The sequence below is a fragment of the Zhongshania sp. genome (genome assembly GCF_041623545.1).
Taxonomy (GTDB): Bacteria; Pseudomonadota; Gammaproteobacteria; order Pseudomonadales; family Spongiibacteraceae; genus Spongiibacter.
Map to the genome: position 1 here is coordinate 1 of NZ_JBFJWS010000254.1, position 4,722 is coordinate 4,722.

General features: G+C 52.8%; 3 protein-coding genes. 1 reads left to right on the top strand and 2 read right to left on the bottom strand.

Features of this window, described 5'->3' with window-relative positions:
* Nucleotides 1–684: SNF2-related protein (locus ABYT30_RS15775; RefSeq protein ID WP_373097446.1), on the bottom strand; the 684-nt coding region annotated here is incomplete at its 3' end.
* 288 nt (nt 685–972) lie between these two features.
* Between ABYT30_RS15775 and ABYT30_RS15780 the strand changes: the two genes are divergently transcribed.
* Entirely contained in the window at nt 973–4,470 is a 3,498-nt protein-coding gene (locus ABYT30_RS15780) for a NahK/ErcS family hybrid sensor histidine kinase/response regulator (protein ID WP_373097447.1), read from the top strand.
* A 4-nt stretch (nt 4,471–4,474) separates the two neighbouring features.
* On the opposite strand, the gene ABYT30_RS15785 is transcribed toward ABYT30_RS15780, so the two are convergent.
* The coding region (locus tag ABYT30_RS15785) for a helix-turn-helix transcriptional regulator (protein WP_373097448.1) at nt 4,475–4,722 on the bottom strand (248 nt) is incomplete at its 5' end.

Consider the following 4,722-nt stretch of genomic DNA (forward strand, 5'->3'; position numbering starts at 1 on the left):
ACTGAACTTCAGATTGAAGCGGCGCAACATTTCTACCAGCCATTGGTGCACTAAGCTGTCTGGCAGCAGAATCAATACCCGCTTGGCACGCTCTAAGAGCAACAGCTGGTGAATGATTAAGCCTGCTTCAATGGTTTTACCCAGGCCAACTTCGTCGGCGAGTAACACCCGAGGTGCAGCGCGGCTGGCAACTTCGGCGGCGATATAAAGCTGGTGAGGGAGGAGCTGAACTCTGGGGCCGAGCAAACCGAGGGTGCTGGCGGCTTTGCAGGTGTTTTGCTGTTCTAAGGTCGCAGCGCGCAGTTCAAAGCGGCGGTGATGCTCAACCTGGCCTGCGAGCAGGCGCTCTTTGGCATTACTGAGCTTGATATTGGCGCTCAGTATTTGCTCGGGCACTGGGTGTATATCGCCGTTCTCGTCTTCGGCAAAATAAACGATACAGCCGCTGTGCTCTTGTAATTCAGTGACGACTAAAGGGCCTTGTCCCGGTACATCAATCTCATCGCCGACTTGAAACAGTACTCTGGATAGCGGTGCGGCCGCAGCGGCGTAGGTGCGCTCTTCTTCGGCAGCGGGGAAGGCAATAACCACACGGCGGTTTTGTGCTTCAAGAATAATACCCAGACCAAGGTCGGGTTCAGGGTTGCTAATCCAGCGTTGGCCAGCGATAAAAATAATAGACATATATTTTGGGTACGGCTTGATGTATTGAGTGTGTTCAGGCCTTGCATGGCAGCGAGCCCTGATTTCTGGAGTGCGAATGTTACGCACCGGCGACGACAAGGGGAAGGCTTAATACTGTAAATCTCACCATGTACGGGTCTTGCCTGCCACTTAGAAGCCATGAGTCTCAGTGATGTTACCCGCTGGACATTGATGGTGTCGACTATTGTCCAATACCGCGAACCCCGCTCTGGGCTAAACTAGAGGGGTTCGTAAAAAGTTCGCCGACTTCCGGTGTAGAGAGGGCAGGTGCTGGCAAACCAATGGGTAATATTACTGGCGTTTAGTTACGTTGGCTGTTTGTTTTTAATCGCATGGTGGGCCGACCGGCATACTCAGCGCTCTTCGCTGCTGCGCGCTTTGATTTACAGCCTATCGCTAGCAGTCTACTGCAGTTCTTGGACCTTTTTTGGTGCAGTGGGGCAGGCCGTAAATGACGGCTGGTCTTTTATCCCAATCTACCTTGGCCCAATATTACTCTTTATATTGGCGTGGCCGTTTATCCGCCGTCTATCGGTGGTGAGCACCCGTAATCGAGTGACCTCGATTGCCGACTTCATTGGTTCGCGCTACGGCAAACATCAGTTTTTGGCGGCCTTGGTGACGTTTATTGCGGTGGCTGGCAGCCTGCCCTATATCGCTTTGCAGTTAAAAGCCGTGACCCAAGCCTGGCTAACGGTGCAGCGCTTATGGCAGCCTAATTTAATAGAGAACCACAGCAACACCAGTTTTATTGTGGCGTTGATATTGGTGTTGTTTACAGTGGTGTTTGGCACCCGTGTGGTGGACAAACGTCAGCGCCATCGGGGTTTGATGACGGCAATAGCGGTGGAGTCAGTGGTGAAACTCCTGGCTTTTCTCGCCGTTGGTATTTTTGCGATTAGCGCGCTTTACAGCTCGACTGATCGGGACTTCACGCTAGATTATGGTCAATTGTCGGGCTGGCCTGAACCGGTCAATTTTTTTACACAAGTGGTTTTGGCTGCGGCGGCCATTGTCTGTTTGCCCCGCCAGTTTCATGTGATGGTGGTCGAACACCACAGTCGTCGGGATATGCGCCTAGCGCGCTGGATATTCCCCGGCTACCTCGCTCTGTTTTGCGTGATGATTGCGCCGATTGCGGTGTTGGGCCAATCGCTACTGGGTAGCGGCTTATCCCCCTATAGCGGCGGCGCTGACATGTTTGTGGTGACGGCGCCGTTGGCGGCGGGCAGCACGGGTTTAGCGATGGCAGCTTTATTAGGTGGTTTATCTGCCGCGACCGGTATGGTCATCGTGGCTTGCGTGACGCTGTCGGTGATGATCTGTAATGAATGGATGGTCCCACTGTGGCAGTTTTTTAATCGCGCCCACAGCATTAATGCAAAATGGTTACAAAAGGCGCGCCGCGCGGCAATCGCGGCGGTGTTGCTGGCGGCGTGGCTGTTAGAGCAGCAATTAAGTAATCGCAGTGGTCTAGCCTCCTTGGGCTTGTTGTCATTTGCGGCGGCCGCGCAATTGCTGCCCGCGATTATTGCGGCCTTATACTGGCCTAGGGCGCATTCACGCGGTGTTATTGCCGGCTTGTTTGTTGGTGGTGCGCTTTGGTTCTACTGCCTATTACTCCCCGCTATGTTGGGATCTTTGCACCCTTTGCTAGCGCAGGGGCTTTTCGGCTTGTCCTGGCTGCGGCCTGAGGCATTGTTTGGTGTGAGTTTCCTTGATCCTCTGAGTCACGGGGTATTTTGGAGCCTGTTACTTAACTGCTTGGCTTTTGCACTCGTGTCGGCGTTTAGTCGGTTTCGAGCCATTGAGTTACGTCAGGCGCGGGCCTTTACCCAGTTGCAGCGCGATTGGGCGTACCAGAAAGCGGATTTTGCACTGACTAAAATTGAAAGCTGGCAGCTGCAGCGCATGCTAACCCCCTTATTGGGCAATGATCGTAGTCAGCAATTGTGGCAGCGTTTTGAGCATCGGCATGGGCAGCGGTTGCTGCCTAATGATCCGGTGCCGAGTTTTGTTGTGAAGGAGGTTGAATCGGCATTGGCAGCTATTGTTGGCGCGGTATCAGCCCACCGTACGTTGGATTTACTGCAGCGTAAAAAGCCGCTGGAGCTTGACGAGTTCGTGCTACTTATCGGCGATAGTTCCAAGCAATTGCAGTTTGGTCAGGACTTACTGCAAATCACCTTAGAGACGGTGCCGCAAGGGATTAGTGTGGTCGATGCCAATTTGGAATTGGTGGCGTGGAATAGCCGTTATATTGAGTTATTTGGCTTTCCTGAGCGGCTGCTTTATATCGGCTGCCCTATCGCCAAAGTTTACCAGTTCAATGCAGAGCGCGGCTATTTGCAAAATGCCGATACTGATGTAGACGGTGCGATAGCCCGGCGTTTGGCGCTGCTGAGCGACGGTAAGCCTTATCGGCTTGAACGCAGTTTACCCAGCGGTTTAGTCATTGAAATTTGCGGTACGCCGATGGCCAATGGTGGCTATGTCACAACGTACACCGATATTAGTGAATATCGCCGTATGTTTAACGAACTCGATGAAACCAAACAGCAATTAGAGCAACGAGTGATTGAGCGCACCTCGGCATTAAGTGCTGCGAATGATTCGCTGGCCCATGAAAATCAGGCTCGCGCGAAAATTGAGCGGGAATTAAACACAGTATATGCGAGTAAAAGTCGGTTTCTTGCGGCAGCCAGCCATGATCTATTGCAACCAATTAGTGCGGCCCGCTTATTTACAGCCGCTTTGGCTCATCAATTAGTCGACACTAAATTGGCGGATGAGGTCAGTCATATTGATGCCGCTTTGATTGGCGCGGAGAATCTAATTACCTCATTGCGGGAGGTTGCACGTTTAGACTCCGGAAATATGCAGCTTGATCGCCGGGATTTCTGCCTTGCTGATATGTTGGAGCCGTTGGCGCGCGAGTGTGCGGTGCTTGCCGAGCAAAACGGTTTGTCACTGGATTTTCGCCCAAGGGATGTGTGGGTTTATAGCGATCAACAATTGTTGCGCCGGGTTGTGCAGAATTTTTTGTCTAACGCGCTGCGCTATACCCGTGCCGGGCGGGTTTTGTTGGCCGTTCGGCGGCGAGGCGACAGTGTCTTGATTCAGGTGTGGGATACCGGCCCAGGCATCTCGCTTTTAGATCAGCAGCGGGTGTTTGATGAGTTTGAGCGCGGGCAGAGTGCGGTTAATCGGCATGCTGAAAAGGGGCTCGGTTTGGGGCTTTCGATAGTACAGCGTATTAGTCGTTTACTTGGTCACGAGGTGTCACTGCGTTCTGTTGAAGGGCGTGGGAGTGTATTTTCTATTCGCGTGCCTATTGGTCAGCGTCAGGACCATCGAACGACAAGCGGCGCTCCCGATTTGCAGTCAGAGTTGGCCGGTATCAGTGTACTTTGTATCGACAATGAGGTCGCTATCCGCGCGGGAATGCAGGCATTGCTAAGCCAGTGGGGGTGTAAAGTCTTTACCGGTGCGAATCTCGGGGAAGTTTTGGCCCAGTGGCGCTTAGATACGGCGCCGGATATTGTTCTGGCAGACTATCATTTGGACGATGGCGAAACTGGATTGGAGTTGCTGCGGGCCTTGAATTATCACTGGCATACCCGTCTCCCTGCGATCGTGATAAGCGCCGATAATAGCACTGAAATACGCTCCCAAATTGAAAGTAGCGGTTATCGATTTCTAGCTAAGCCCGTGAAGCCCGCAGCACTGCGCGGGCTAATACGCCAGCTAGTCTTGGCGAAATAGCTGGTTAGGGAAGGTCGGGTGGACTGACGTCTAATTGACTGAATGCCAGCGCGGCTTGCGTTCTGGAGTGAACGCCGAGTTTGCGAAAAATTTCAGTGACGTGGGCTTTGATGGTGGCTTCGGTGACGTCGAGCTCATAGGCAATTTGCTTGTTGAGTAGACCTTGCACCAAGAGGCTGGCCACGCGAAATTGCTGAGGCGTGAGGCTGGCGATGTCGCTGGCCATTTTTTGTTCTTTGCTGTTTTGGCCTG